This is a genomic window from Cognatazoarcus halotolerans (assembly GCF_009800965.1).
GTDB classification, from domain to species: Bacteria; Pseudomonadota; Gammaproteobacteria; order Burkholderiales; family Rhodocyclaceae; genus Cognatazoarcus; species Cognatazoarcus halotolerans.
The window spans coordinates 1-255 of the sequence record NZ_WUAF01000100.1 but is presented as its reverse complement, the minus strand read 5'-3'; the positions used below and the strand labels follow the sequence as shown (position 1 = coordinate 255).

Sequence of the window (255 nt, the reverse complement as noted above, 5' to 3'; positions counted from 1 at the left end):
ATGTAAATGCCTGAGCGGGCGTTTTCATATCCAGGGCCTGATGCGGCCGCTGGTGGTTGTAAAACTGGATCCAGTCGCCAATGACACGACTGGCGTGTTGCAAGGTTTCAAAGCGGTGACGGTGGATACACTGCTCCTTCAACGTACGGATCATCCGCTCCACCAAGCCGTTTTGCTGCGGGGTGTACGGGGTGATGAATTCCTGCTTCAGACCGTAGCTTTTGACCAGCGCCGTGTAGCTGCGGCTCGTGAAGA

1 protein-coding gene is annotated in these 255 nt (G+C 55.7%); it reads right to left on the bottom strand.

Annotation, left to right across the window (positions count from 1 at the left end; all coding sequences use genetic code 11):
- The coding region (locus tag GQB03_RS22845; protein WP_159694083.1) for an integrase core domain-containing protein at positions 1-255 on the bottom strand (255 nt) is incomplete at both ends.